The sequence below is a fragment of the Halopseudomonas sp. SMJS2 genome, assembly GCF_029866945.1.
GTDB lineage: Bacteria > Pseudomonadota > Gammaproteobacteria > Pseudomonadales > Pseudomonadaceae > Halopseudomonas > Halopseudomonas bauzanensis.
In genome coordinates, this window is sequence record NZ_CP123445.1 from 645,328 (window position 1) to 668,068 (window position 22,741).

Annotated in this window: 26 protein-coding genes; 12 read left to right on the forward strand and 14 right to left on the reverse strand. The window is 61.2% G+C overall.

Going from position 1 to position 22,741, the window contains the following annotated elements:
* Positions 1 to 215: 215 nt before the first annotated feature.
* Entirely contained in the window at positions 216 to 2,021 is a 1,806-nt protein-coding gene (locus tag QAO71_RS03110; RefSeq protein ID WP_280165212.1) for a phenylacyl-CoA dehydrogenase, read from the forward strand.
* Between the two features lie 450 nt (positions 2,022 to 2,471).
* On the opposite strand, the gene egtB is transcribed toward QAO71_RS03110, so the two are convergent.
* From egtB to yjgA, 3 genes are all read right to left on the reverse strand, one after another.
* Positions 2,472 to 3,680, reverse strand: a complete 1,209-nt coding sequence (gene egtB / locus QAO71_RS03115) for an ergothioneine biosynthesis protein EgtB (protein WP_280165213.1) — start codon at positions 3,678 to 3,680, stop codon at positions 2,472 to 2,474.
* A gap of 1 nt (position 3,681) precedes the next feature.
* A complete protein-coding gene (gene egtD, locus QAO71_RS03120) occupies positions 3,682 to 4,656 on the reverse strand; it encodes an L-histidine N(alpha)-methyltransferase (RefSeq protein WP_280165214.1) in 975 nt (324 codons plus the stop codon).
* A 75-nt stretch (positions 4,657 to 4,731) separates the two neighbouring features.
* The gene (gene yjgA / locus QAO71_RS03125; protein ID WP_136869060.1) at positions 4,732 to 5,256 is read right to left on the reverse strand and encodes a ribosome biogenesis factor YjgA; all 525 of its coding nucleotides are present in this window, start codon (positions 5,254 to 5,256) and stop codon (positions 4,732 to 4,734) included.
* Positions 5,257 to 5,352: 96 nt separating this feature from the next.
* Between yjgA and pmbA the strand changes: the two genes are divergently transcribed.
* Positions 5,353 to 6,711: a metalloprotease PmbA gene (gene pmbA, locus QAO71_RS03130; protein ID WP_280165215.1), complete on the forward strand. Its 1,359-nt coding sequence runs from the start codon at positions 5,353 to 5,355 to the stop codon at positions 6,709 to 6,711.
* A gap of 54 nt (positions 6,712 to 6,765) precedes the next feature.
* On the opposite strand, the gene QAO71_RS03135 is transcribed toward pmbA, so the two are convergent.
* The 10 genes from QAO71_RS03135 to QAO71_RS03180 all read right to left on the reverse strand — a co-directional run bounded on the left by QAO71_RS03135 (position 6,766) and on the right by QAO71_RS03180 (position 13,664).
* A complete protein-coding gene (locus tag QAO71_RS03135) occupies positions 6,766 to 7,044 on the reverse strand; it encodes an HPr family phosphocarrier protein (protein WP_280165216.1) in 279 nt (92 codons plus the stop codon).
* Entirely contained in the window at positions 7,041 to 7,895 is an 855-nt protein-coding gene (gene rapZ, locus QAO71_RS03140; RefSeq protein ID WP_036992804.1) for an RNase adapter RapZ, read from the reverse strand. Before rapZ ends, QAO71_RS03135 begins: the two co-directional genes overlap by 4 nt.
* A gap of 5 nt (positions 7,896 to 7,900) precedes the next feature.
* Positions 7,901 to 8,356 carry a PTS IIA-like nitrogen regulatory protein PtsN gene (gene ptsN, locus QAO71_RS03145; protein WP_280165217.1) on the reverse strand — a complete coding sequence of 152 codons (456 nt, stop codon included), beginning with the start codon at positions 8,354 to 8,356 and terminating at the stop codon, positions 7,901 to 7,903.
* Between the two features lie 20 nt (positions 8,357 to 8,376).
* The gene (gene raiA, locus QAO71_RS03150; RefSeq protein ID WP_280165218.1) at positions 8,377 to 8,685 is read right to left on the reverse strand and encodes a ribosome-associated translation inhibitor RaiA; all 309 of its coding nucleotides are present in this window, start codon (positions 8,683 to 8,685) and stop codon (positions 8,377 to 8,379) included.
* A 98-nt stretch (positions 8,686 to 8,783) separates the two neighbouring features.
* The gene (locus QAO71_RS03155) at positions 8,784 to 10,283 is read right to left on the reverse strand and encodes an RNA polymerase factor sigma-54 (RefSeq protein ID WP_036992797.1); all 1,500 of its coding nucleotides are present in this window, start codon (positions 10,281 to 10,283) and stop codon (positions 8,784 to 8,786) included.
* Between the two features lie 84 nt (positions 10,284 to 10,367).
* Complete coding sequence (gene lptB, locus QAO71_RS03160) at positions 10,368 to 11,093, reverse strand: LPS export ABC transporter ATP-binding protein (protein ID WP_036992795.1); 726 nt, start codon at positions 11,091 to 11,093, stop codon at positions 10,368 to 10,370.
* Entirely contained in the window at positions 11,080 to 11,616 is a 537-nt protein-coding gene (lptA, locus tag QAO71_RS03165) for a lipopolysaccharide transport periplasmic protein LptA (RefSeq protein ID WP_036992793.1), read from the reverse strand. The genes lptB and lptA overlap by 14 nt, the downstream gene beginning before the upstream one ends.
* Entirely contained in the window at positions 11,603 to 12,175 is a 573-nt protein-coding gene (gene lptC, locus QAO71_RS03170; RefSeq protein WP_169304577.1) for an LPS export ABC transporter periplasmic protein LptC, read from the reverse strand. The genes lptA and lptC overlap by 14 nt, the downstream gene beginning before the upstream one ends.
* Entirely contained in the window at positions 12,172 to 12,696 is a 525-nt protein-coding gene (locus tag QAO71_RS03175; RefSeq protein ID WP_036992792.1) for an HAD family hydrolase, read from the reverse strand. Before QAO71_RS03175 ends, lptC begins: the two co-directional genes overlap by 4 nt.
* Positions 12,693 to 13,664 carry a KpsF/GutQ family sugar-phosphate isomerase gene (locus QAO71_RS03180; RefSeq protein WP_036992791.1) on the reverse strand — a complete coding sequence of 324 codons (972 nt, stop codon included), beginning with the start codon at positions 13,662 to 13,664 and terminating at the stop codon, positions 12,693 to 12,695. The genes QAO71_RS03175 and QAO71_RS03180 overlap by 4 nt, the downstream gene beginning before the upstream one ends.
* A gap of 195 nt (positions 13,665 to 13,859) precedes the next feature.
* Between QAO71_RS03180 and QAO71_RS03185 the strand changes: the two genes are divergently transcribed.
* From QAO71_RS03185 to hisC, 10 genes are read left to right on the forward strand one after another with little or no spacing between them, the layout of a single operon-like run.
* Positions 13,860 to 14,678, forward strand: coding sequence for an ATP-binding cassette domain-containing protein (locus QAO71_RS03185; RefSeq protein WP_036992789.1), 819 nt, complete (start codon positions 13,860 to 13,862; stop codon positions 14,676 to 14,678).
* Complete coding sequence (gene mlaE / locus QAO71_RS03190; protein WP_036992788.1) at positions 14,675 to 15,457, forward strand: lipid asymmetry maintenance ABC transporter permease subunit MlaE; 783 nt, start codon at positions 14,675 to 14,677, stop codon at positions 15,455 to 15,457. Before QAO71_RS03185 ends, mlaE begins: the two co-directional genes overlap by 4 nt.
* Before the next feature lie 18 nt (positions 15,458 to 15,475).
* Positions 15,476 to 15,940 (forward strand): outer membrane lipid asymmetry maintenance protein MlaD, encoded by a 465-nt coding sequence (gene mlaD, locus QAO71_RS03195; RefSeq protein ID WP_036992786.1) that lies wholly within the window; start codon positions 15,476 to 15,478, stop codon positions 15,938 to 15,940.
* A gap of 12 nt (positions 15,941 to 15,952) precedes the next feature.
* On the forward strand, positions 15,953 to 16,600 hold the full coding sequence (locus QAO71_RS03200) for an ABC transporter substrate-binding protein (protein ID WP_036992784.1): 648 nt from the start codon (positions 15,953 to 15,955) through the stop codon (positions 16,598 to 16,600).
* Complete coding sequence (locus QAO71_RS03205) at positions 16,597 to 16,941, forward strand: STAS domain-containing protein (RefSeq protein ID WP_051611352.1); 345 nt, start codon at positions 16,597 to 16,599, stop codon at positions 16,939 to 16,941. The genes QAO71_RS03200 and QAO71_RS03205 overlap by 4 nt, the downstream gene beginning before the upstream one ends.
* Positions 16,928 to 17,164, forward strand: coding sequence for a BolA family protein (locus QAO71_RS03210; RefSeq protein ID WP_036992782.1), 237 nt, complete (start codon positions 16,928 to 16,930; stop codon positions 17,162 to 17,164). The genes QAO71_RS03205 and QAO71_RS03210 overlap by 14 nt, the downstream gene beginning before the upstream one ends.
* 25 nt (positions 17,165 to 17,189) lie before the next feature.
* Positions 17,190 to 18,455 (forward strand): UDP-N-acetylglucosamine 1-carboxyvinyltransferase, encoded by a 1,266-nt coding sequence (murA, locus tag QAO71_RS03215; protein ID WP_280165219.1) that lies wholly within the window; start codon positions 17,190 to 17,192, stop codon positions 18,453 to 18,455.
* Between the two features lie 10 nt (positions 18,456 to 18,465).
* The gene (gene hisG, locus QAO71_RS03220; RefSeq protein ID WP_036992779.1) at positions 18,466 to 19,107 is read left to right on the forward strand and encodes an ATP phosphoribosyltransferase; all 642 of its coding nucleotides are present in this window, start codon (positions 18,466 to 18,468) and stop codon (positions 19,105 to 19,107) included.
* A gap of 34 nt (positions 19,108 to 19,141) precedes the next feature.
* Entirely contained in the window at positions 19,142 to 20,449 is a 1,308-nt protein-coding gene (hisD, locus tag QAO71_RS03225; protein ID WP_280165220.1) for a histidinol dehydrogenase, read from the forward strand.
* A gap of 49 nt (positions 20,450 to 20,498) precedes the next feature.
* On the forward strand, positions 20,499 to 21,554 hold the full coding sequence (hisC, locus tag QAO71_RS03230) for a histidinol-phosphate transaminase (RefSeq protein ID WP_280165221.1): 1,056 nt from the start codon (positions 20,499 to 20,501) through the stop codon (positions 21,552 to 21,554).
* Between the two features lie 4 nt (positions 21,555 to 21,558).
* On the opposite strand, the gene QAO71_RS03235 is transcribed toward hisC, so the two are convergent.
* Positions 21,559 to 22,695, reverse strand: a complete 1,137-nt coding sequence (locus tag QAO71_RS03235; RefSeq protein WP_036992974.1) for a trypsin-like peptidase domain-containing protein — start codon at positions 22,693 to 22,695, stop codon at positions 21,559 to 21,561.
* Positions 22,696 to 22,741: the final 46 nt, after the last annotated feature.

A 22,741-nucleotide genomic window follows, 5' to 3' on the forward strand; every position in this document is an offset into this window, starting at 1 on the left:
GACGCCCCCAGGAATGCTGTGCTGCATAACGCACACGCCCGATCCCAACTCTGCGACCTTTACTGCTAATCTCGAACTTCACCATGTTCCCCGGTTTTTCATCCGGCGGGGCTTGACATTGCTGTGGCTGAAACGTAAGTTTCAAACACGCGTTTGAATGGGCCCTGTGGCTCGTCGCCGTCCCGAATCCTGAAATAATCGTTGAGGTCAGTACCATGCCAGAATACAAGGCTCCCCTGCGTGACATCCGTTTTGTTCGCGACGAAGTACTGGGTTATGAAGAACATTACAGCAGTCTGCCGGGATGCGAAGATGCTACTCCCGACATGGTCAGTGCCATTCTCGAGGAAGGTGCCAAGTTCTGTGAACAGGTCATCGCCCCGCTGAACCGCGTCGGTGACACCGAAGGCTGCACCTGGTCCCCCGAGGGCGTGAAGACGCCGACCGGCTTCAAGGAAGCCTACGAGCAGTTCGTCGAAGGCGGCTGGCCGAGCCTGTCGCTGGACCCCGAGTACGGCGGCCAGGGCCTGCCCGACTCCCTGGGACTGGCCGTCAGTGAAATGGTTGGCCAGGCCAACTGGTCCTGGGGCATGTACCCCGGCCTGTCCCACGGCGCGATGAACACCATCGAAGCCCACGGCACCGACGAGCAGAAGCAGGTCTACCTGACCAAGCTGGTATCCGGCCAGTGGACCGGCACCATGTGCCTGACCGAACCCCATTGCGGCACCGACCTGGGCATGCTGCGCACCAAGGCCGAGCCGGCCAGCGATGGCAGCTACAAGATTTCCGGTACCAAGATCTTCATCTCCTCCGGTGAGCATGACATGGCCGAGAACATCGTCCACATCGTACTCGCTCGCCTGCCCGATGCACCGGCCGGCACCAAGGGTATTTCACTGTTCATCGTGCCCAAGGTTCTGCCGAACGCTGCTGGCGAGAACGGCGAGCGTAACGGTGTCAGCTGTGGTTCGCTGGAACACAAGATGGGTATCCACGGTAACGCCACCTGCGTGATGAACTTCGACGGCGCCACCGGCTTTTTGATCGGGCCGCCGAACAAAGGCCTGAACTGCATGTTCACCTTCATGAACACCGCACGCCTGGGCACCGCCCTGCAGGGCCTGGCCCATGCCGAAGTCGCCTTCCAGGGTGGCATCAAGTACGCCCGTGAGCGTCTGCAAATGCGTGCTCTGACCGGCCCGAAAGCCCCGGAAAAGCCCGCCGACCCGATCATCGTGCATCCGGACGTGCGCCGCATGCTGCTGACCATGAAAGCCTTCGCCGAAGGCAACCGCGCCATGGTGTACTTCGCTGCCCAGCAGGTCGACATCATCAAGCGCAGCACCGACGAAGAGCAGAAGAAGCACGCTGATTCCCTGCTGGCCTTCCTGACCCCGATCGCCAAGGCGTTCATGACCGAAGTCGGCTTCGAAGCGGCCAACCATGGCGTGCAAATCTACGGCGGCCATGGCTTCATTTCCGAGTGGGGCATGGAGCAGAACGTGCGTGATTCGCGCATCTCCATGCTGTACGAAGGCACCACCGGCATCCAGGCGCTGGACCTGCTGGGCCGCAAAGTACTGATGACCCAGGGCGCGACCCTGCAGAACTTCACCAAGATCGTGCACAAGTTCTGCAAAGGCCAGGAAGGCAACGAGACCATTCAGGAGTTCGTCGGCCCGCTGGCGACCCTGAACAAGGAATGGGCTGACCTGACCATGAAGGTCGGCATGGCTGCCATGAAGGACCGCGAGATGGTCGGTGCCGCCTCGGTGGATTACCTGATGTACTCCGGTTACGTCTGCCTGGCCTACTTCTGGGCCGACATGGCTCGCGTAGCGGCCGAGAAACTGGCTGCCGGCGAAGGCGATGCTGCCTTCTACAAGGCCAAGCTGCAGACCGCGCGTTTCTACTACCAGCGCATCCTGCCGCGTACCCGCACCCACGTTGAAGCCATGCTGTCCGGTTCTGCGAACCTGATGGATATGGACGAAGAGAGCTTCTCGCTGGGCTACTGATAGCCTCGCGTTGAGTGATCTGCGAAGCCGCTCCCGGTTGCCGGGGGCGGCTTTTTTGTTGTGTGGTGCGGCTGGTTCTGTGTCGGTGCATAGCCGGCTGGCCCTGACCGGACCCGCTCGAGCCGTCCATGGGCGCTCGTGTGGTGGCCTTCCCTGGCCACCACACGGTCCGGTCAAGGCCAGCCGGCTACGCACTTGCCAACTATATGCACGCTGATAGATTTTTTACGTCATTAGTGACAGGGCGACGGGTTATCCAGACTTGCTTTTGCTTTTACCAGCAGCAGCTTCGATGTAGGTAAGGGCTGAGCCGGTGGAGGTAGTGCGGACCGTCGATTGCCAGGGATGGCAATCGCGAGCCTACATGGATGTATTCACGGCGTGTCCGCATTGCCTCCACCGGCTCGGCCCCACCCCGCAAGCCGCCCCAAGCCATCAACGAACAATCGACTAAACGCTATCCCAAGCCAACCGCACCCCACTGAACTGCCACCGCGCCCATGCCGGAAAGAAGTTGCGATACGAAGCCCGGCCATGTCCTGTTGGCGTGGCCAGCGAGCCGCCGCGCAGGACCATCTGGTTGATCATGAACTTGCCGTTATATTCGCCAACCGCTCCGGCAGCAGGCTGGAAGCCGGGGTAGGGCAGGTAGGCGCTGTTGCACCATTGCCAGACCTCGTCGAACAGACCTTCCAGCCGCTGCTCCTCGGAAGCGGCATATTCCCATTCCGCTTCGGTAGGCAGGCGAGCGCCGGCCCAGCGGGCGTAGGCATCCGCTTCATAAAAGCTCACATGGCTGAGGGTCGCATCTTCGTTCAGCGGCTGCAGCCCATGCAGGGTAAAGACCTGCCAGCCGGCGTCGTGGTGCTGCCAATACAACGGCGCATGCCAACCTTCGCTGCAAACCTGATCCCAGCCGTCGGACAGCCACAACTCGGAGCGCTGATAGCCGCCGTCACGGATAAAGGCCAGGTACTCGCCGTTGGTCACATTGCGGCTGGCCAGGGAAAACGGCTCCAGCCAGACGCGGTGGCGCGGCAATTCGTTGTCATAACAGAACCCGCGGCCGGCATGACCAATATCCACCAGACCACCGTTGCAGTGCAGCCGCTCAGCAGTTGCACCAGAGCCTGCACGTTGATCATCACCGGTCTCCCGCCATGCCGGAAACAACGGATTACGGGAAAAGTGGTGTTTCAAATCGGTCAGCATCAATTCCTGATGCTGCTGCTCATGATTCAAACCAAGCTCGACCAGTGCGACCTGCTCGGCAGGCATCTCCGCTGCGGCGAGGGCTTGTTGCATGTGCTGATCGACGTGGCTGCGATAGGCCAACACCTGCTCCAGCGTGGGCCGTGACAGCATCCCTCGTTCCGGTCGTGCGTGGCGGTCACCAACGCCGACATAGTAGGAATTGAACAGCACCTTGAAAGCGGGATCGAAGGGCGCTGGTGGCTGGGCCAGTGCCGCCAGGATGAACGTCTCGAAAAACCAGCTGGTATGGGCCAGATGCCATTTGAGCGGACTGGCTTCGGCGATGGATTGCAGTTGGCAATCCTCCGGCGTCAGCCCTTCGATCAGGTTCAGGCTGCGGTCGCGCACCTGACGGTAGCGGGACAGCAGCACGGCGGCTTCGGTGTGGGGTGGTTGCTGGGTCATCTCAAGACTCCGCCAGAAACACACCGAACCATTGCTGCGGATCGGTCCACAGGTGCTGACAATGGAACCCGGCCTCGGCCAGCAGGGCGCTGAAGCCATCGGTAGTGTATTTGTGTGAATACTCGGTGAGGATATATTCGCCCCTGTGAAAGTGCCGCTCGGTGTGGCCCAGCCGAACACGATGCGGGTGTTTTGCTACCAGACGCATCTCGATCCGATTCTGCTCGCGGTCATAGACTGCCTGATGGACGAAGTTGGCCGGTTCGAAATCGGCATGCAGCAGCTGGTTGACCACGCTCAGCACGTTCAGATTGAACGCGGCGGTCACGCCCTCGGCGTCATCATAGGCCGCTTCCAGAATAGGGCTGGGTTTCACCAGGTCGATGCCGATCAGTAGTTGCCCGCGAGCACCGCACTGCTGACGAATGCAGCGCAACAGGCGCAAAGCATCGGGGCGGGTGAAGTTGCCGATTGATGAGCCGGGATAGAAGAACACCGGCGGACTGGCGCAGTCTTCGGCAAGCAATTCGGCCAGATCGAGACGACGGGTGAAATCGCTGACTACGCCGATGCATTCCAACTCCGGATGATCATGGGCAATATCGGCCAGACAGCTCTGCAGAAAGTCGCCGGCAATATCGACGCCGATCAGCCTGGCAGGGGCGATATGTTGCAGCCAGCGGCGTGACTTGCTGCAGTCGCCGCAGCCCAGGTCAATCCATTGGGCGTGATTGACCAGCGCCAAGCTGATGTCATCCGCGCAGCGCTCGAAGATCGCCGCCTCGGTGCGGGTCGGGTAGTACTCCTCAAGCTCGCAGATGCGGGTAAACAGCTCGCAGCCGGTGTCATCGTAGAAGTATTTTGGATTGATGCGTGCCTGGGGTTGCAGGAGCCCATCAAGCAACTGCTGATATTCATTGTCGTGATCAGGCGGTAGCAGGTTTTCCAGGCGGGGGAGTGGCGTGGCGATATTCACGGCAGGTCCTGTGGCTTGATGTTCTATTTGAACCTAGCACATCAGCCACAGATCGCCATTACATGCTGCCGCGGGTTATTCCGCGTTTTCGACGACCTCACGGATCAGCTTGAACAGTTTGCGCGAAGCGGCCGGCGGCTTGCCTTCGGCTGCTTCCTTGCCGGCCTGACGCACCAATTGGCGGATGGTTTGCCGATCGGCATCGGGGTAGGCTTCCATGAAGGCCTGCTGTTCGTCCGGCTTGCCAGTCAGCAGCCGGTCGCGCCAACGCTCCATTTGATGGAAGAACTGGGCATGGGCCTGGCTGCTGCTATCGAGTCGAGCGAGGTAAGCCTCGATTGCTTCCACATCTTGATCCCGCATCAGCTTGCCGACGAAGCTGAGGTGCCGCTTCAGCGCGCCTCGGGCGGTGTGGCGGTGGGCCTCGTCCAACGCCTTGCGCATCTCATCGGTGAGGTTGAGCTTTTCCAACTGGTGAGGCTTGAGTTCGGTCAGTCGGCGCCCGAGCTCCTGCATGGCGTGCATTTCGCGTTTGACCTGACTCTTGCTCTTCTCATCATCCAGCTCGTCATTGTCGTGTTCTTCAGGAAAATCTGTCATGGTTTGCTGCCCGTTCACCGGTTCTGTTCAAGGCGTCATGATACCCGTTCACAGGGCGGCTGTCCGGGGTACAATGGCCGCCTACAAGGAGATCACATGACCGAACAGCTTCCTGTCCAGCACGATGACGACCCCAGCGCCCTATGCCAGCAGCTCGAGCAGCGCGTGGCATTCATTCTCGATGAGGCCCGTCGGCAAGGTGCTTCGGCCTGCGAGGTGGCGGTCAGTCAGAACACTGGCTTGTCCGTTGGCGTGCGCCGCGGTGAAGTTGAAACGGTGGAACTGAACCGGGACCGGGGCTTCGGCATCAGCCTGTATCTGGGCCAGCGCAAGGGCTCGGCCAGTACCTCGGATACGTCCGACGAGGCGATTCGCTCGGCGGTCGAGGCGGCCCTGGCGATCGCTCGCAATACCTCACCTGACAGTTATTCCGGCCTGGCCGATGCCGCACTGATGGCGAGGGATATCCCGGACCTGGATCTGTATCATCCCTGGGCGCTGGATGCTGATGCGGCCATCGAGCGGGCATTGAGCTGCGAGGCGGCGGCGTTGGCAATGGATCCGCGGTTGAGCAGTGACAGCGCCAACCTCAGCAGCCAGCAGGGTTGTCGGGTCTACGGCAACAGCCACGGTTTCATCGGCAGCTCGCTGGGAACCCGGCACAGCGCCTCGGCGGTCCTGATCGTCAATACTGAAGACGGTATGCAGCGTGACTACTGGTATACGGTGGATCGCAAGGCCGAGCGGCTGCTGGGCCCGCAAGCCCTGGGGCAGAAGGCTGCTGAGCGGGCACTGGCACGGCTGGGCGCCAAGCCGGTGAAAACCGCCAAGGTGCCGGTACTGTTTGCCGCTGATCAGGCGGCCGGTCTGCTTGGCAGTCTGGTCGGATCGATTTCCGGCGGCGCGGTTTACCGTCAGTCCACCTTCCTGCTGGATGCCATGGGTACTCAGGTATTTCCCGAGTGGGTCACCATCGATGAGCGTCCACACCTGCTGCAGGCGCTGGGCAGTGCCGGTTTCGACGGCGACGGCCTGGCGACCCGGGCGCAGAGTTTCATTCAGCAGGGCGTGTTGCAGAGCTGGGTGCTGAGCACCTACTCGGCCCGCCGGCTGAAGCTGGCCAGCACCGCCAATGCCGGCGGTGTGCATAACCTGCATATCAATTCCAACGCCGGTGACTTGCCGGCGCTGCTGCGGGAAATGGGCACTGGCCTGCTGGTCACCGAGCTGATGGGGCAGGGCGTCAATGGCGTTACTGGCGACTATTCACGAGGAGCCGGTGGTTTCTGGGTGGAAAACGGCGTGATCAGCCACCCGGTGCGGGAAGTGACCATCGCCGGCAATCTGAAGGACATGTTCGCCAACCTGCGCTGCGTCGGCTCGGATATCGAGCGTCGCGGCAACTACCTGACCGGCAGCTGGCTGGTGGATGGCATGACGGTGGGCGGGGCGTAGAGTCGGTCTTTAACGCCTGTTAGCGGGCTTGCCTGCTGACAGGCCCTGGCTGCGCTACTCGCCTTCACCAAAGTAGTCATTGATCAGCCCGATCAGTTCCGCCATGGCCTGTTCGGCATGCTCGCCTTCACAGCTGATGCAGATCTCGCTGCCCTTGCTGGCGGCCAGCATCATCACTTGCATGATGCTCTTGCCGTCGACCATCTGTTGCTCATCGCCACCGACCCTGACGCTGCACTCGTGCTGCTTGGCCACATTGACAAACTTGGCGGCTGCCCGGGCATGCAGGCCGAGTTTGTTGATGATGCACACGCGTTTGGTCAGTTGGGTCATGGCAGGTCCCGGTGGCGGATGAGCAGGTTGGAGGAGTGCACACTGAGCTCCCTGACCAGACGTTCGGCGATATATACCGAGCGGTGATGACCGCCGGTGCAGCCGATGCCGATGCTCATGTAGCTGCGCTCACCAGCGGCATAGCGCGGCAGCCACTTCTGCAGAAAATAGAAGATGTCCTGGTACATGTCCTGAACATCGGGTTCGGCGTCCAGGTAATCGCGGATCTGCTGGTCCTTGCCGGAAAACGGCCGCAGGTCGGGCTTCCAGTAGGGATTGGGCAGGCAGCGCACGTCGAATACCAGATCGGCATCCACCGGCACGCCGCGTTTGAAACCGAACGACTGGATCAGGATCGACGGACTGTTGCTCTGGCTGCTGAGCAGACGCTGCTTGAGCAGGTCGCGTAGCTGATAGAGCGTCAGGTGACTGGTGTCGATCTTCAGGCTGGCCAGGTCGATGATGGGTTCGAGTAGCTTCAGTTCGGCCGCGATGGCTTCGCCGAGGGACAAGTTGCCGTCGGTCAACGGGTGCTTGCGGCGAGTTTCCGAGAAGCGCTTGATCAGTACCTCATCGGTTGCGGCAAGAAACAACACATCGCAGTGAATACCAGCGTCCCGGACCTGCTTGAGCAGGTCCGGGAAGCGCTCGAGATCACTGGGCAGGTTGCGGGCATCGATGCTGATGGCGACCTTGGGCAGGCTCAGGTCGGTATTGTTGGCCTGCCGGGCCAACTCCGGCAGCAGGCCTGCCGGAAGGTTGTCGATGCAATAGAAACCATTGTCTTCCAGGAGGTGCAGAGCGGTACTTTTGCCGGATCCGGATCGTCCGCTGACTACAACCAGGCGCATCAGTATCAGCCTCCGCTGGTGCCAACCATGACCCGATACAGGGTCTCTGCATCCGGCGCCTGTCGCAGGGCCTCGCGCAAATCTTCCTGGTCAAGTTTCTCGGCCAGCATCTTGAGTATCTGCAAATGCTGCTCGGTGGCCTCATGGGGCACCAGCAGGACGAAAATCAGATCGACCGGCTCACCATCCAGAGAGTCGAAATCGATCTTGCTGTCGAGCTGCAGCAAGGCACCGATGGCATGGGTGCACTGCTCCAGTCGGCAATGGGGAATGGCGATGCCATTGCCGAAGCCGGTCGACCCGAGTTTTTCCCGGGCGATCAGGCTTTCATAAATGGCATCGGAGTCCAGATCGGTGTGCTGGGCGACCATATCACCGATCATTTCCAGCACCCGTTTCTTAGAGCCCCCCGGCACACTGGTGAAAGTAAGCTGGGGGGTGAGTACGTTATCTATCTGCATGAGTTCGCTGCTTTAAAGCCTTACCGGTCATTGACGCCTTGCTGGCGACCAATGTGTTTTTCCTTGTGTTTGATCAACTGGCGATCCAGACGGTCGGCCAGCAGGTCGATGGCGGCATACATGTCGGTATGCTCCGCCTCGGCAACCAGGTCGTTGCCGGCAATATGTAGGGCACCTTCAGCTTTCTGCCGAAGCTTGTCCACCTCCAGGGTGATCTGAACGCTGATGATCTTGTCGAAATGCCGCTCGAGACGGGCCATTTTTTCGGTAACGTAATCACGTAGTGCGTCGGTGATATCGAGCTGAAGACCAGTGATGTTCATTTGCATAACACTTCTCCTGATTGGCTTGATAAACCGGAGTACCGTTTTTGGTGACTCCCATGGTGCCACTTCTCGTTGCCGATTTCATTGATTCAACAATTGATTCAGACCAGACGTTTCCTCTCGCTGGATGGCGCTATGTTGAGGGACTCGCGGTACTTGGCGATGGTCCGTCGCGCGACATGGATGCCCTGTTCCTCAAGTAGACCAGCGATCTTGCTGTCACTCAATGGTTTCTTCGGGTTTTCCGCCGCGACCAGCTTCTTGATCAGCGCCCGGATGGCGGTGGAGGAGAACTCGCCGCCCTCGCTGGTGCTGACATGGCTGGAGAAGAAATACTTGAGCTCGAAGATGCCCCGCGGCGTATGCATGAATTTCTGTGTGGTCACCCGGGAGATGGTCGACTCATGCATGCCCACGGCTTCGGCGATGTCGTGCAGTACCAGCGGTTTCATGGCTTCTTCGCCATGTTCGAGAAAGCCGCGCTGATGCTCGACGATCTGGGTTGCGACCTTCATCAACGTCTCGTTGCGGCTCTGCAGGCTCTTGATGAACCAGCGCGCTTCCTGCAGATGGTTGCGCAGGTAGGTGTTGTCGTTGCTGCTGTCAGCTCGCTTGACCATGGAGGCGTATTGGCTGTTGACCCGGACCTTGGGCGCAGCCTCCTGGTTCAGCTCGACGATCCAGCGGTTCTGGTCCCGCCGCACGATGACATCGGGAATCACATATTCTGCTTCACCGGAGGCGATCTCGCCGCCGGGGCGTGGGTTCAGCGTCTGGATCAGCTCCACCACCTCGCGCAGCTGATCCTCCTTCAGCCGGGAGCGGCGCATCAACTGGGCGAAATCGCGGCTGCCGAGCAGCTCCAGGTGGTCGCGGACCACACGTTTGGCCTGCTCCAGCATGGGCGTGGTGTCGGGTAACTGCTGTAACTGCAGGTGCAGGCATTCGCTCAGGTTGCGGGCGCCAACACCGGTCGGCTCGAACTGCTGAATCCGGTGCAGCACCATCTCGACCTCATCCAGCTCCACTTCGAGGGCTGGGTCGAGGGAGGTCAGAATGTCTTCCAGGGATTCTTCCAGATAGCCATCGGCGTTGATGCCATCGATCAGGGCGATAGCGATCTGATAGTCGGTGTCCGACAACGGCAGCAAATTGAGTTGCCACTCAAGGTGGCTCTGCAGGGTCTCGCCAGTGCCGGTGCGCGCGGTAAAGTCCCAGTCTTCATCATCTGAACTGGGCAGGGAGCTGGCAGAGGTCTGATAGATATCCTCCCACTGGGTGTCGACCGGCAATTCGTTGGGAATCTGCTCGTTCCAGTTGCCTTCTTCTTCGCCGTGGCTGTGCTGGTCAATGGCCTCCAGCTCAACGGGCTCGGGCAGGGCCGTGGCGGGGGCATCGTCGTTGCCAGCGGTATCGCTCGCACTGGGGCTGAAATCATCATCGCCGTCGTCGGCCAGCTCCAACATGGGATTGGCTTCCAGTGCTTCCTGCACTTCCTGCTGCAGATCCAGGCTGGACAGCTGAAGCAGCCGAATGGCTTGCTGCAGCTGTGGAGTCATGGTCAGCTGCTGCCCCATTTTGAGGACGAGCGTTGGTTTCATAGTGTTGCGGTTTACCTTGTGCGCTGTTTAAGCCATTGAGAGACAACCAAAAACATGGCCAGCATGCCTCATTCCGTTGGGCTTTTACAAACGGAAGGCATGGCCCAGATACACATCGCGTACCAGCTGGTTGGCGAGCACTTCCTCGGCGTCACCTTCGGCGATGATATGGCCGTCATTGACGATATACGCCTTGTCGCAGATATCCAGAGTCTCCCGCACGTTATGGTCGGTTATCAGTACGCCGATGCCCTTGTCCTTGAGGTGCTGGATGATCTGCTTGATATCATTGACCGAGATCGGATCGACCCCGGCGAAAGGTTCGTCGAGCAGAATGAACTGCGGATCGGTCGCCAGTGCGCGGGCAATTTCAGCGCGGCGTCGCTCTCCACCGGACAGGCTCATGCCGGCGCTATCACGCAGGTGATGGATATGGAATTCACGCAGCAGGGAATCCAGTTTGCCTTCGCGGCCCTGGCGGTTCAGGTCCGGGCGGGTTTCCAGAATCGCCATGATGTTGTCCGCGACGCTGAGCTTGCGAAAAATGGAGGCTTCCTGCGGCAGGTAGCCGATGCCCTGGCGCGCCCGGCCGTGCATCGGCAGGCGGGTGACATCCTGGTCATTGATCAGAATGCTGCCCTGGTCTGCCTTGACCAGGCCGACGATCATATAGAAGCAGGTGGTCTTGCCGGCGCCGTTGGGGCCGAGCAGGCCGACCACCTCGCCACTCCTGATCGACAGGGATACATCCTGTACTACCTTGCGCGATTTGTAGGCTTTGGCCAGGTGGCGTGCTTCAAGTTTCGTCATTGGTTGCCGGCTCGGTACGCTTGCGTGGCTGGATGATTATCTCGATGCGCTCGGCGGACTCCCCTTCGGCGGCATCGGCTCGACCGGCGTCTACCACCTGGCGCTCGATGTCATAGCTGACACGCTGGCCCTGGAAGGTATTGCCGGATTGTTCGAGGAAGGCCTGGTCGATCAGGACCACGCGATTGGCGGCGGCGTGGTATTCGATGGTCTGGGCCCGCGCGTCCACTGGACTGCCGTCCGCTTCGGGCTGCTGCCGGTAAGTGGCAGGCGAGCCCACCGAGACGACCTTGCTGACGTCGCCGGCGTCGTTGGTGGTCAGGGTCACGCGATTGCCGGTCAGGCGCATGCTGCCCTGGGTGATGATGACGTTGCCGGTATACACGGCGGTGCTGCGACGATCGTCCAGGGTGGCGGCATTGGCCTGGATGCGGATCGGCTGATTGGCATCGTCGGGCAGGGCCAGCACTGGCGTGGCCGCACCCGTCAGCAGGGCCAGGCAGAGGATTCTAAAGGGCTTCATGTTCGCCTCTTACGTTGGACAGCAGCTTGATGGTGCCGTCATTGAAATTCGCTTCCATACCGGTGGCTGTGGTCACGCCGTTGGCGGCCTCGATTCTGACGCTCCGGTCAGTTTCGGCAAAATGCCGGTGGGGGAAGATGCTCAGGGCCGGCGTCGACAGGCGCCGCAGTGGCTGGCCCGTCAACTGCTGTTCAATCACTACGTTCTGGCTCAGGTCCACCCGATCCCCCCCAGCGCTGACTTCGCCGTAGCGGGCCTGCACATCCCAGGGCTGCTGCTCGCCTTCGCGGTAATACAGCAGTTTTGGGTCATCCAGTTCGGTCACGTCGTCACCGACCTGGTGCGCGGCACGTACACTGTCCAGGTCATATACCGGCTGGCCATTGGCGTCGAGCTGGCGGATCCGGGCATTGTCCATGAAGAAATCGGGCTGCAGCGGGTCCTGAATCACCTGTGGCGTGAAACTGGCTGGGCGGATGTTCCAGTAACCCACCGCCAACGCCAGTGCCACGGCGAGCAGGACAATGCCGCCGGTAACCAGATAACGTGGGATCTTCACAGGTAAGCTGCCTGGGCGCTTTCCAGGGTGCCCTGGGCGCGCATGATCAGTTCGCAGAACTCCCGCGCCGCGCCGGCGCCGCCGGCATTGCTGGTCACGCCGTGGGCATGCTGGCGCACGAAGGTATCCGCGGTGCCCACGGCCATGCCGAGGCCGACGCGGCGCATGACCGGCAGATCCGGCAGGTCATCGCCGAGAAAGGCGATCTGCTCCATTTCCACTGGCACCAGGGCGCGCAACTCGGCCAGTGCGGTGAGCTTGTCCTCGCGCCCCTGGATCAGGTGCTGGATACCCAGGTTGGCGGCGCGGCGTTCCACCAGCGGCGAGTTGCGGCCGCTGATGATCGCAGTCTGCACTCCGGAGGCGATCAGCATTTTGATGCCGTGGCCATCCAGAGTATTGAAGGATTTGAATTCGGTGCCGTCAGGCATGAAGTACAGACGACCGTCGGTCAGCACGCCATCGACGTCGAAGATCGCCAGGCGGATATGACGGGCGCGTTCGAGCAGCTCGTTGTTCATACCACCCCCGCGCGTAGCAGATCATGCATGTTCAGGGCACCGACCGGCTTGCCGTCGGCATCGACCACGAACAGGCCGCTGATCTTGCCGTCTTCCATGATTTTCAGTGCCTCGGCGGCCAATACACCCTGGCGGGCGGTCTTGCAGCGCGGCGTCATCACCTGCTCGATGCGGGCGTTGCGGATATCGATGTCCTGGTCCAGGGTGCGGCGCAGGTCACCGTCGGTGAAGATTCCGGCAAGCCGGCCTTCGCCATCGGTGATGCCGGTCAACCCCAGACCCTTGCGGGTCATTTCCAGCAGCGCATCGCGCAGGGGCGTGTCGGGCGATACCAGCGGCATCTGTGGGCCGCTGTGCATGATGTCATCCACCAACAGCAGCAGGCGGCGACCGAGGCTGCCGCCGGGGTGCGAGAAAGCGAAATCCTCGGCGCTGAAGCCGCGGGCTTCCAGCAGGGCAATGGCCAGGGCGTCGCCCATCACCAATGCAGTGGTAGTGCTGGAGGTGGGGGCCAGGTTCAGCGGGCAGGCTTCCTGCTCGACGCCGGTGTTCAGGTTGGCAACGGCGGCGCGGGCCAGTGTCGAATCGGGGTTGCCGGTAATGCTGATCATGGGAATGCCCAGGCGCTTGATCAGCGGCAGCAGGGTAACCACTTCAGCGGTATTGCCCGAGTTGGACAGGGCGATGACCACATCATCACGGGTGATCATGCCCATGTCGCCGTGACTGGCTTCGCCTGGATGCACGAAAAACGCCGGGGAGCCGGTGCTGGCCAGGGTGGCGGCAATCTTGCGACCGACATGCCCGGATTTGCCCATGCCGGTAACGACAATGCGCCCCGAACACTGGATGAGAGTGGCGCAGGCAGTATCGAAGTGGCCTTCGAGCCGGGTAAGCAGGCTGTCGACGGCGTCACGTTCCATACGGATGGTGCGTTGCGCTGATGCGGTGTAATCGAATTCTGGCATGGGCTTTGATATCTGTTTTCGGTCAGCGCTGAGTATAACGTTTTGTGGCGGGCGGCTCATCTGTGTTGTTGCTGCGCTTTTCTGGTGGAAAACAAATGAAACCCATGCAGCTTGGGCTGCAACGGCGGAACTGGTATATTACCCCGTTCATTTTTCCGTCATTGCGCCGGTTAACAGGTAAGGCCGCCTATAACTATGCCCGAATCATCGGATTTTATCGTCGATCTGCAGCAGGTAACCTTCACCCGGGGTGAGCGGACTATCTTCAATAATGTAGACATCCGGATCCCCCGCGGCAAGATTACCGGCATCATGGGGCCTTCGGGCTGCGGTAAGACCACCTTGCTGCGCCTGATCGGTGCGCAACTGCGCCCTGACAGCGGCGCCATTCTCGTCAATGGACAGAACATTCCCCAGCTGGGCCGTGAGGAGCTGTTTGCCGCACGCCAGCATATGGGCATGCTGTTCCAGAGTGGGGCACTGTTTACCGACCTGAACGTGTTCGAGAACGTCGCATTCCCGCTGCGAGTGCACACTCAACTGCCGGAAGACATGATCCGCGATATCGTCCTGCTGAAACTCCAGGCCGTCGGCCTGCGTGGTGCCACGCAGTTGATGCCCGACGAACTGTCCGGTGGTATGAAGCGGCGCGTCGCATTGGCCCGCGCTATCGCCCTGGACCCCGAGCTGATGATGTACGACGAGCCCTTCGTCGGCCAGGACCCTATTTCCATGGGCGTACTGGTGCGGTTGATCCGCCTGCTCAACGACGCACTGGGGCTGACCAGCATTGTGGTATCCCACGATCTGGCGGAAACCGCCAGTATCGCCGACTACCTCTATGTGGTGGGTGATGGCCAGGTGCTGGGCCACGGCGAGCCCGATGAGTTGATGAACTCCGATAACCCGCGCATCCGTCAGTTCATGCAGGGCGAGCCGGACGGCCCGGTGCCGTTCCACTTTCCTGCCACGGATTATGTGGATGAACTACTGCAGAAGGAGCGCAAGGCGTGAGTATTCTTGCAAATCGGGTGACCCTGTTGGGGCGATCCGGCCTGAATCTGGTCGCGGCCATTGGCCGGTCCGGCATCTTCCTGTATCAGGCGCTGGCCGGACGTTCCAACTTCGGCAATCCCTTTGGCCTGCTGCTCAAGCAATTGTATGCCGTGGGCGTGCTGTCGCTGGCGATCATCACCGTTTCGGGGGTGTTCATCGGCATGGTGCTGGCACTGCAGGGTTACAACATCCTCAAGGACTACGGCTCCGAGCAGGCGGTCGGGCAGATGGTGGCGTTGACCCTGCTGCGTGAACTGGGGCCGGTGGTGACCGCGCTGTTGTTTGCCGGCCGGGCCGGTTCGGCGCTGACCGCCGAGATCGGCCTGATGAAGGCCACCGAACAGCTCTCCAGCCTGGAAATGATCGGTGTCGACCCGCTCAAATATGTAGTCGCCCCTAGACTGTGGGCGGGCTTCATTTCCATGCCGCTGCTGTCGCTGATCTTCTGTGTGGTCGGCATCTGGGGCGGCGCCATGGTGGCCGTGGATTGGCTGGGCATCTATTCCGGCTCCTACTGGTCCAATATGCAGAACTCGGTACTCTTCAGTGCGGACGTGCTTAACGGGATGATCAAATCCCTGGTATTTGCCGTCGTGGTGACCTGGATCGCGGTATTCCAGGGCTACGATTGCGAGCCGACGTCCGAGGGCATCAGCCGGGCCACCACCCGTACTGTTGTCTATGCCTCCCTGGCCGTGCTGGGCCTGGATTTCATTCTCACCGCTTTGATGTTTTGATCAGCCAAGGAAACTGCCATGCGCACCCGTAAACTGGAATTGACTGTCGGCCTGTTCATCCTGGCCGGATTGCTGGCCCTGCTGATACTTGCCCTGCGTGTCAGCGGTCTGACCCTGACCACCAGTGGCGACACCTATACGGTCTATGCCCACTTCGACAACGTGTCCGGCCTGACCGCTCGCTCCAAGGTAACCATGGCCGGTGTGACCATTGGCCAGGTCAAACGCATCACCTTTGACAAGAACCGTTACACCGGCTTGGTCGAGATGTCGATCAACTCTGATGTCGACACCCTGCCGGCGGACAGTACCGCATCGATCGTCACCGCCGGTTTGCTCGGTGAGAAATACATTGGCATCTCCGTTGGCGGAGATGAACTGGTGCTGGCTGATGGTGACGAGATCCTCGATACCCAGTCGGCGCTGGTGCTTGAGGAACTGATCGGACGTTTCTTGCTCAATACCGTCAGCAAAGACGACTAACAGGAGAAAACTATGCGCAACGTCATGACGTGGGGCCTGGCCCTGTTGCTGAGCATGCCGCTGCTGGCTCAGGCTGCGGCGGCTACACCCCATCAGGTAGTGGAAGATACCTCCGTGCGGGTCATGGAAGTACTGGACTCCAACCGCGAGCTGTACAAGCAGGATTCCAACGCCTTTCTCGAAGGGCTCAACGAGGTCCTCGATCCGGTGGTCGACTTCAAGGGCATCGCTCGCAGCGTGATGACCGTACGCTACAGCCGCAGTGCCTCGGATGAGCAGATGGAGCGCTTCATCGATACCTTCAAGCGCAGCATGGTCGAGTTCTATGGCAATGCTCTGCTCGAATTCAACAGCGGCAAGATCGCCGTACTGCCGCCGGCCCGGGGCTCGCAGCAGTCTGAGCAGCGTGCCAGTGTGGATATGGAAGTGCAGGCCAATGATGGCAACGTCTACAAGGTGACCTATACCATGGCCAATATCGATGGCCAGTGGAAAGTGCGCAACGTGATCGTCGAAGGCATCAACATCGGCCTGCTGTTCCGCGACCAGTTCGCCCAGGCCATGCAGGCCCAACGCAATGACCTGGATGCGGTCATCGACAACTGGGGCAGTGTGGTTGCCGAGTCCCGCGAGATCGTCGAAGACGAGGCCGGCGAGTGACGGCGCGCTGGGTACCTGACGGCGAGCGGCTGCGGCTGGAAGGCGAGCTGGACTTCGTCAGCGCCATCCCGGTACGTGAGGCGCTCGACAGCTTCCTGGCCAGCTCGGCCGGCAAACGCGTGGTGCTTGACCTGTCCGGCGTGACCCGGATCAACAGCGTTGGCCTGTCGCTATTGTTGTCTGCCGCTCGGTCGGCGCAGCAGAGCCAGGTTCAACTGCAGGCCACAGCGCTGCCGGCCGGCCTCCTGAGCATGGCGGCGGTCTGCGGCCTGGATGATTGGCTGGAAACACTTTCTGCTGCCGATGGCAGCACAACGGAGATACCCCATGCAGGCCAGTGAAGTAAAGAAGCTGCTGGAGCAGCATTTGCCCGAGACACAGGTGGAAGTGGAAGGCGAAGGCTGCAACTTTCAGCTGTTGCTGATCAGTGACGAACTGGCGGCGCTGTCGCCGGTCAAGCGTCAGCAGCAGGTCTATGCGCTGCTCAACGGCCCGATTGCCGATGGCAGCATCCATGCGGTCACCATGAAATTTTTTACCCGCGAAGCCTGGGACAACCGGTAACCGGACCCAGCACGAGAGAACCCGTATGGACAAATTGATGATCACCGGCGGTAACCGCCTGGATGGCGAGATCCGCATTTCCGGCGCGAAGAACTCTGCGCTGCCGATCCTGGCCGCCACCCTGTTGGCTGACGAAGCCGTCACCATCTGCAACCTGCCGCACCTGCATGACATCACCACCATGATCGAACTGTTCGGTCGCATGGGTGTGCAGCCGGTAGTGGGCGACAAGCTCAACGTGGAAGTGAACCCGACCAGCATTACCACCCTGGTGGCGCCTTACGAGCTGGTCAAGACCATGCGCGCTTCCATCCTGGTGCTGGGGCCGATGGTCGCGCATTTCGGCTATGCCGAAGTGGCCTTGCCCGGCGGTTGCGCGATCGGCTCGCGGCCGGTGGATCTGCATATCCGTGGCCTGGAAGCCATGGGTGCCGAGATCACTGTCGAAGGTGGTTACATCAAGGCCAAGGCGCCGGAAGGTGGCCTGCGCGGGGCACATTACTTCTTCGATACCGTGAGTGTCACCGGTACCGAGAACATCCTGATGGCGGCCACCCTGGCCCGTGGGCAGACGGTGATTCAGAACGCTGCGCGGGAGCCCGAGGTAGTGGATCTGGCCGAATGCCTGATCGCCATGGGCGCGCAGATCCGCGGCCATGGTACCGACACCATCACCGTGGATGGCGTAGAGCGCCTGCATGGTGCCACCTATTCGGTGATGCCTGACCGTATCGAAACCGGCACTTTCCTGGTCGCCGGCGCTGCCACCCGTGGCCGCGTCAAGCTCAAGGATACCGATCCGTCGATTCTCGAGGCCTTCCTGCTGAAGCTGGAAGAAGCGGGCGCGCAGATCGATACCGGCAAGAACTGGGTCAGTCTGGACATGAAGAGCAACCGTCCGCGCGCGGTCAACCTGCGCACCGCGCCTTACCCGGCCTTCCCGACGGACATGCAGGCGCAGTTCATGGCCATGAACGCCGTGGCCGAGGGCACCGGTACCGTGATCGAGACGGTGTTCGAGAACCGTTTCATGCACGTGCAGGAAATGAGCCGCATGGGCGCGCAGATTCAGGTCGAGGGCAACACCGCCATCATTACCGGTGTGGAGCGACTCAAGGGTGCGCCGGTCATGGCGACCGACCTGCGTGCCTCCGCCAGCCTGGTAATCGCCGGCCTGTGGGCTGATGGCGACACCCTGGTTGACCGGATCTACCACATCGATCGTGGTTACGAATGCATCGAAGAAAAGCTGCAAATGCTTGGCGCCGGTATCCGCCGCGTTTCCGCTTGAGAGGATTTTCATGAGCAATAGCCTGACCATCGCCCTGTCCAAGGGCCGCATCCTGGACGACACGCTGCCGCTGCTGAAGCTGGCTGGCATCGAGCCGGTGGAAGACCTGGACAAGAGCCGCAAGCTGATCTTCAGCACCAGCGACCCGGACGTGCGGCTGTTGATCGTACGCGCCACTGACGTGCCGACCTATGTCGAGCAGGGCGCTGCCGATCTGGGCGTGGCGGGCAAGGATGTGCTCATGGAGTACGGCAGCCAGGGGTTGTACGAACCGCTGGATCTGAAGATTGCCAACTGCCGGCTGATGACGGCCGGCCCGGTGAATACGCCCGAGCCCAAGGGCCGCCTGCGGGTAGCTACCAAGTTCGTCAACGTCGCCCGCCGTTACTATGCAGAGCAGGGCCGCCAGGTGGAGCTGATCAAATTGTACGGCTCCATGGAGCTGGCGCCACTGGTCGGCCTGGCGGACAAGATCATTGATGTGGTCGATACCGGCAACACGCTCAAGGCCAATGGCCTGGAGCCGCAGGAACTGATTGCGGACATCAGCTCCCGGCTGATCGTCAACAAGGCGTCGATGAAGATGAAGCATGCCCGGATCAAGAGCCTGATTGACCTGTTGGCCGAGGCCGTCGAGCGCCGCGCCAACTGATAGCACTACCCCGAACCCACTTGAGGAATACGCCATGAACACGCCGTTGAAAATCGCCCGTTTGGATATCAATCAGGTCGATTTCAACCATCATCTCGATGGGCTGCTGGCGTGGGAAGGTGTGTCTGACAAGGCGGTCAACGAGCGGGTCGAGGAAATCATCTCCGCCGTACGCGCCCGTGGCGATGCGGCGGTGGTGGAATATACCGCGCGCTTCGACGGACTCGAAGTGGCCAGCATGGCCGATCTGACCCTGGATCGTGCCCGCCTGGAGCAGGCACTCGATCGCATCACCGCCGAACAACGTCAGGCCCTGGAAGTGGCCGCCGAGCGGGTGCGGCTCTACCACGAGCATCAGCGTCAGGACTCCTGGCGCTACACCGAGGCTGACGGCACTGTACTTGGCCAGCAGGTAACGCCACTGGATCGGGTTGGCCTCTATGTGCCGGGCGGCAAGGCGTCCTATCCTTCGTCGGTGCTGATGAACGCGATTCCCGCCAAGGTCGCGGGTGTGCCCGAAGTGGTCATGGTGGTGCCGACGCCGCGCGGCGATATCAACGAGCTGGTGTTGGCTGCAGCCTGTCTGGCCGGGGTTGATCGGGTATTCACTGTGGGTGGCGCGCAAGCCGTGGCCGCGCTGGCCTATGGCACTGACAGCATTCCCGGGGTGGACAAGATCGTCGGCCCGGGCAATATCTACGTGGCGACCGCCAAGCGCGCGGTGTTCGGCAAGGTCGGTATCGACATGATCGCCGGCCCCTCGGAAATCCTGGTGATCTGCGATGGCCAGACCGATCCGGACTGGATCGCCATGGACCTGTTCTCCCAGGCCGAGCATGACGAAGACGCCCAATCGATTCTGCTGTCGCCGGACGCGGATTTTCTCGACGCGGTCGAAGCCAGTCTGAACAAGTTGCTGGGCAGTCTGGAGCGCAGCGACATGGTCCGTATCTCCCTGGAGAGTCGCGGCGCGCTGATCAAGGTCGACAGCCTGGAGCAGGCCTGCGAGCTGTCCAACCGCATCGCCCCCGAGCACCTCGAACTGTCGGTCGCCGACCCCGATGCCATGCTGTCGCAGATCCGTCACGCCGGCGCCATCTTCATGGGCCGCTTCACACCCGAAGCGCTGGGCGATTATTGCGCCGGCCCGAACCATGTGCTGCCGACCTCCGGTACCGCGCGGTTCTCGTCGCCACTGGGCGTCTACGACTTCCAGAAGCGCTCCTCGGTGATCTTCTGCTCCCCGGAAGGTGCCTCGGAACTGGCGAAAACGGCCTCGGTGCTGGCTCGCGGCGAAAGTCTGACCGCGCACGCCCGCAGCGCGGAATACCGAATCAAATAACAGCCCCAAGCCGGCAGCTTGCGGCTTGCTTCAAATCGAGGATTGACCTGTGAGTCGTTTCTGGAGCCCTTTTGTAAAGGATCTGGTGCCTTACGTGCCGGGCGAGCAGCCCAAGCTGGACAACCTGATCAAGCTCAATACCAACGAAAACCCCTACGGCCCGTCGCCCAGGGTGGTCGAGGCCATCCGGGCCCAGCTGGACGATAGCCTGCGGCTGTATCCGGCGCCCAATGCCGACCTGCTGAAAGACACCATTGCCAGTTATTACGGCGTGACCGCAGCCGAGGTGTTCGTCGGCAATGGCTCGGACGAAGTGCTGGCGCACATCTTCCATGCGCTGTTCCAGCATGGCAAACCGGTGTTGATGCCGGATATCAGCTACAGCTTCTACCCGGTGTACTGCGGTCTGTACGGTATCGAGGCCCAAACGCTGCCCTTGGCCGAGGATTTCAGTATTCGCCCGGCGGATTACCGGGGTGAGAACGGCGGCATCATCTTCCCCAATCCGAACGCGCCCACCGGCATGCTGCTGCCGCTGGCCGGCATCGAGCAGATTCTGCAGGCCAACCCGGATTCGGTGGTGGTGGTAGATGAAGCCTACATCGATTTCGGCGGCGAGACGGCCATCGCGCTGGTGAATCGCTACCCCAACCTGCTGGTGACCCAGACCCTGTCCAAGTCACGCTCGCTCGCCGGCTTGCGGGTGGGGTTGGCGGTGGGGCACGCGGATCTGATCGAGGCGCTGGAGCGGGTCAAGAACAGCTTCAACTCCTACCCGTTGGACCGCCTGGCGATTGTCGGGGCGGTGGCTGCCTTCGAGGATCAGGCGTATTTCCAGCAGACCTGCCAGGCGGTGATCAACAGTCGGGACGCCCTGAGCCAAGGACTGCAAGAACGCGGCTTCCAAGTGCTGCCGTCGGCCGCCAACTTCGTGCTGGCCCGACACGGCGAGCGCGACGCCGACGAACTCGCAGCTGGGCTGCGGGCGCAGAAGGTGATCGTGCGGCACTTCCGCGCGCCGCGCATCGAGCAGTTCCTGCGCATCACCGTAGGCACACCGGAGCATAACCAGGCGCTGCTGCGCGCCCTCGACGCGCTGCTTTGAGATATCAGGAGCCGAGGGTAGGCCGCACGCCAACCTCGGCGGTGAAGCTCATGGCTTCGCCGTTGCGCAGCACTTCCAGCTGCACCTGAGAGCCCGGCTTGGCACGGGCGACCTGATTCATCGCATGCCGGCCATTGGTAATGGCCGCGTCATCGATCCGCAGGATGACATCCCCCGGCCGCAGGCCTGCGGACCAGGCCGGGCCGTTGCGATACAGGCCGGAGACCACGATGCCTTCGGTCTTGACCAGACCGAAGGACTCGGCCAAATCGCTGGTCAGCGGCTGCACCTCCACGCCCAGCCAGCCACGGATCACCCGGCCACGTTCGATGATTTCCTCCATCACATTCACCGCCAGGGGGGCGGGAATAGCAAAGCCGATGCCTTGGGAGCCACCGGACTGGGAGAAGATGGCCGTATTGATACCGATCAACCGGCCATGGGCATCGATCAAGGCGCCACCGGAATTGCCCTGGTTGATCGCGGCGTCGGTCTGAATGAAGTCCTCATAGGTATTGAGGCCCAGCTGATTGCGGCCAGTGGCGCTGATGATGCCCATGGTCACGGTCTGCCCCAGTCCGAAGGGGTTGCCGATAGCCATGACTACGTCGCCCGTGGATTGCTGCTCTTCAGTGCTGATGGTCACCGTGGGCAGGTCCGGCAGATTGATCTTGAGTACGGCGAGGTCGGTCTCGGGATCGGTGCCGATCAACTCGGCAATGGCTTCGCGGCCATCGCGCAGCGCGATGAGAATCTCGTCGGCATCGGCAACAACATGGTTGTTGGTCAGCAGGTAGCCATCGCTGCGAAGGATTACCGCTGAGCCCAGACTGGACTGGCGGCGTGACGGAGCGGGCAGGGTATTGGAATAGTCGCGCAGGGTCGGGGTGTCGAACGGACTGTTGTTGCGACTGGGTATCTGTTTGGTAGTGAAGATGTTGGCCACGGCGGGAGCGGCCTTGCTGACGGCGTCGCTGTAGGACACCACGCCATTGCTGCTGGGCAGCGTCAGGGCGGGGGCCATTTGATAGGACGAATGCGCCGGCAGCCCTAGCCATTGCGGGAATTGCTGAATGATCAGCAGGGCGATCAACAGGCCACAGACGGCAGGCCAGCCCAGATTACGCAAAAAACCTTTCATTGGGGGTACCTGGAGTGCGGTCATGATGAATGGTCCGGAAGCGGCC

Excerpts from the sequence above, each read along its gene's own strand:
- murA (WP_280165219.1), top strand. The coding sequence starts at position 17,190 with ATGGACAAATTGATGATCACCGGCGGTAACCGCCTGGATGGCGAGATC.
- QAO71_RS03200 (WP_036992784.1), top strand. The coding sequence starts at position 15,953 with ATGCGCAACGTCATGACGTGGGGCCTGGCCCTGTTGCTGAGCATGCCG.
- QAO71_RS03155 (WP_036992797.1), bottom strand. The coding sequence starts at position 10,283 with ATGAAACCAACGCTCGTCCTCAAAATGGGGCAGCAGCTGACCATGACT.
- QAO71_RS03210 (WP_036992782.1), top strand. The coding sequence starts at position 16,928 with ATGCAGGCCAGTGAAGTAAAGAAGCTGCTGGAGCAGCATTTGCCCGAG.
- mlaD (WP_036992786.1), top strand. The coding sequence starts at position 15,476 with ATGCGCACCCGTAAACTGGAATTGACTGTCGGCCTGTTCATCCTGGCC.
- raiA (WP_280165218.1), bottom strand. The coding sequence starts at position 8,685 with ATGCAAATGAACATCACTGGTCTTCAGCTCGATATCACCGACGCACTA.
- egtB (WP_280165213.1), bottom strand. The coding sequence starts at position 3,680 with ATGACCCAGCAACCACCCCACACCGAAGCCGCCGTGCTGCTGTCCCGC.
- QAO71_RS03110 (WP_280165212.1), top strand. The coding sequence starts at position 216 with ATGCCAGAATACAAGGCTCCCCTGCGTGACATCCGTTTTGTTCGCGAC.
- pmbA (WP_280165215.1), top strand. The coding sequence starts at position 5,353 with ATGACCGAACAGCTTCCTGTCCAGCACGATGACGACCCCAGCGCCCTA.
- QAO71_RS03135 (WP_280165216.1), bottom strand. The coding sequence starts at position 7,044 with ATGACCCAACTGACCAAACGCGTGTGCATCATCAACAAACTCGGCCTG.
- lptB (WP_036992795.1), bottom strand. The coding sequence starts at position 11,093 with ATGACGAAACTTGAAGCACGCCACCTGGCCAAAGCCTACAAATCGCGC.
- hisG (WP_036992779.1), top strand. The coding sequence starts at position 18,466 with ATGAGCAATAGCCTGACCATCGCCCTGTCCAAGGGCCGCATCCTGGAC.
- yjgA (WP_136869060.1), bottom strand. The coding sequence starts at position 5,256 with ATGACAGATTTTCCTGAAGAACACGACAATGACGAGCTGGATGATGAG.
- rapZ (WP_036992804.1), bottom strand. The coding sequence starts at position 7,895 with ATGCGCCTGGTTGTAGTCAGCGGACGATCCGGATCCGGCAAAAGTACC.
- QAO71_RS03185 (WP_036992789.1), top strand. The coding sequence starts at position 13,860 with ATGCCCGAATCATCGGATTTTATCGTCGATCTGCAGCAGGTAACCTTC.
- QAO71_RS03180 (WP_036992791.1), bottom strand. The coding sequence starts at position 13,664 with ATGCCAGAATTCGATTACACCGCATCAGCGCAACGCACCATCCGTATG.
- hisD (WP_280165220.1), top strand. The coding sequence starts at position 19,142 with ATGAACACGCCGTTGAAAATCGCCCGTTTGGATATCAATCAGGTCGAT.
- QAO71_RS03235 (WP_036992974.1), bottom strand. The coding sequence starts at position 22,695 with ATGAAAGGTTTTTTGCGTAATCTGGGCTGGCCTGCCGTCTGTGGCCTG.
- QAO71_RS03175 (WP_036992792.1), bottom strand. The coding sequence starts at position 12,696 with ATGAACAACGAGCTGCTCGAACGCGCCCGTCATATCCGCCTGGCGATC.
- ptsN (WP_280165217.1), bottom strand. The coding sequence starts at position 8,356 with ATGCAGATAGATAACGTACTCACCCCCCAGCTTACTTTCACCAGTGTG.
- lptA (WP_036992793.1), bottom strand. The coding sequence starts at position 11,616 with ATGAAGCCCTTTAGAATCCTCTGCCTGGCCCTGCTGACGGGTGCGGCC.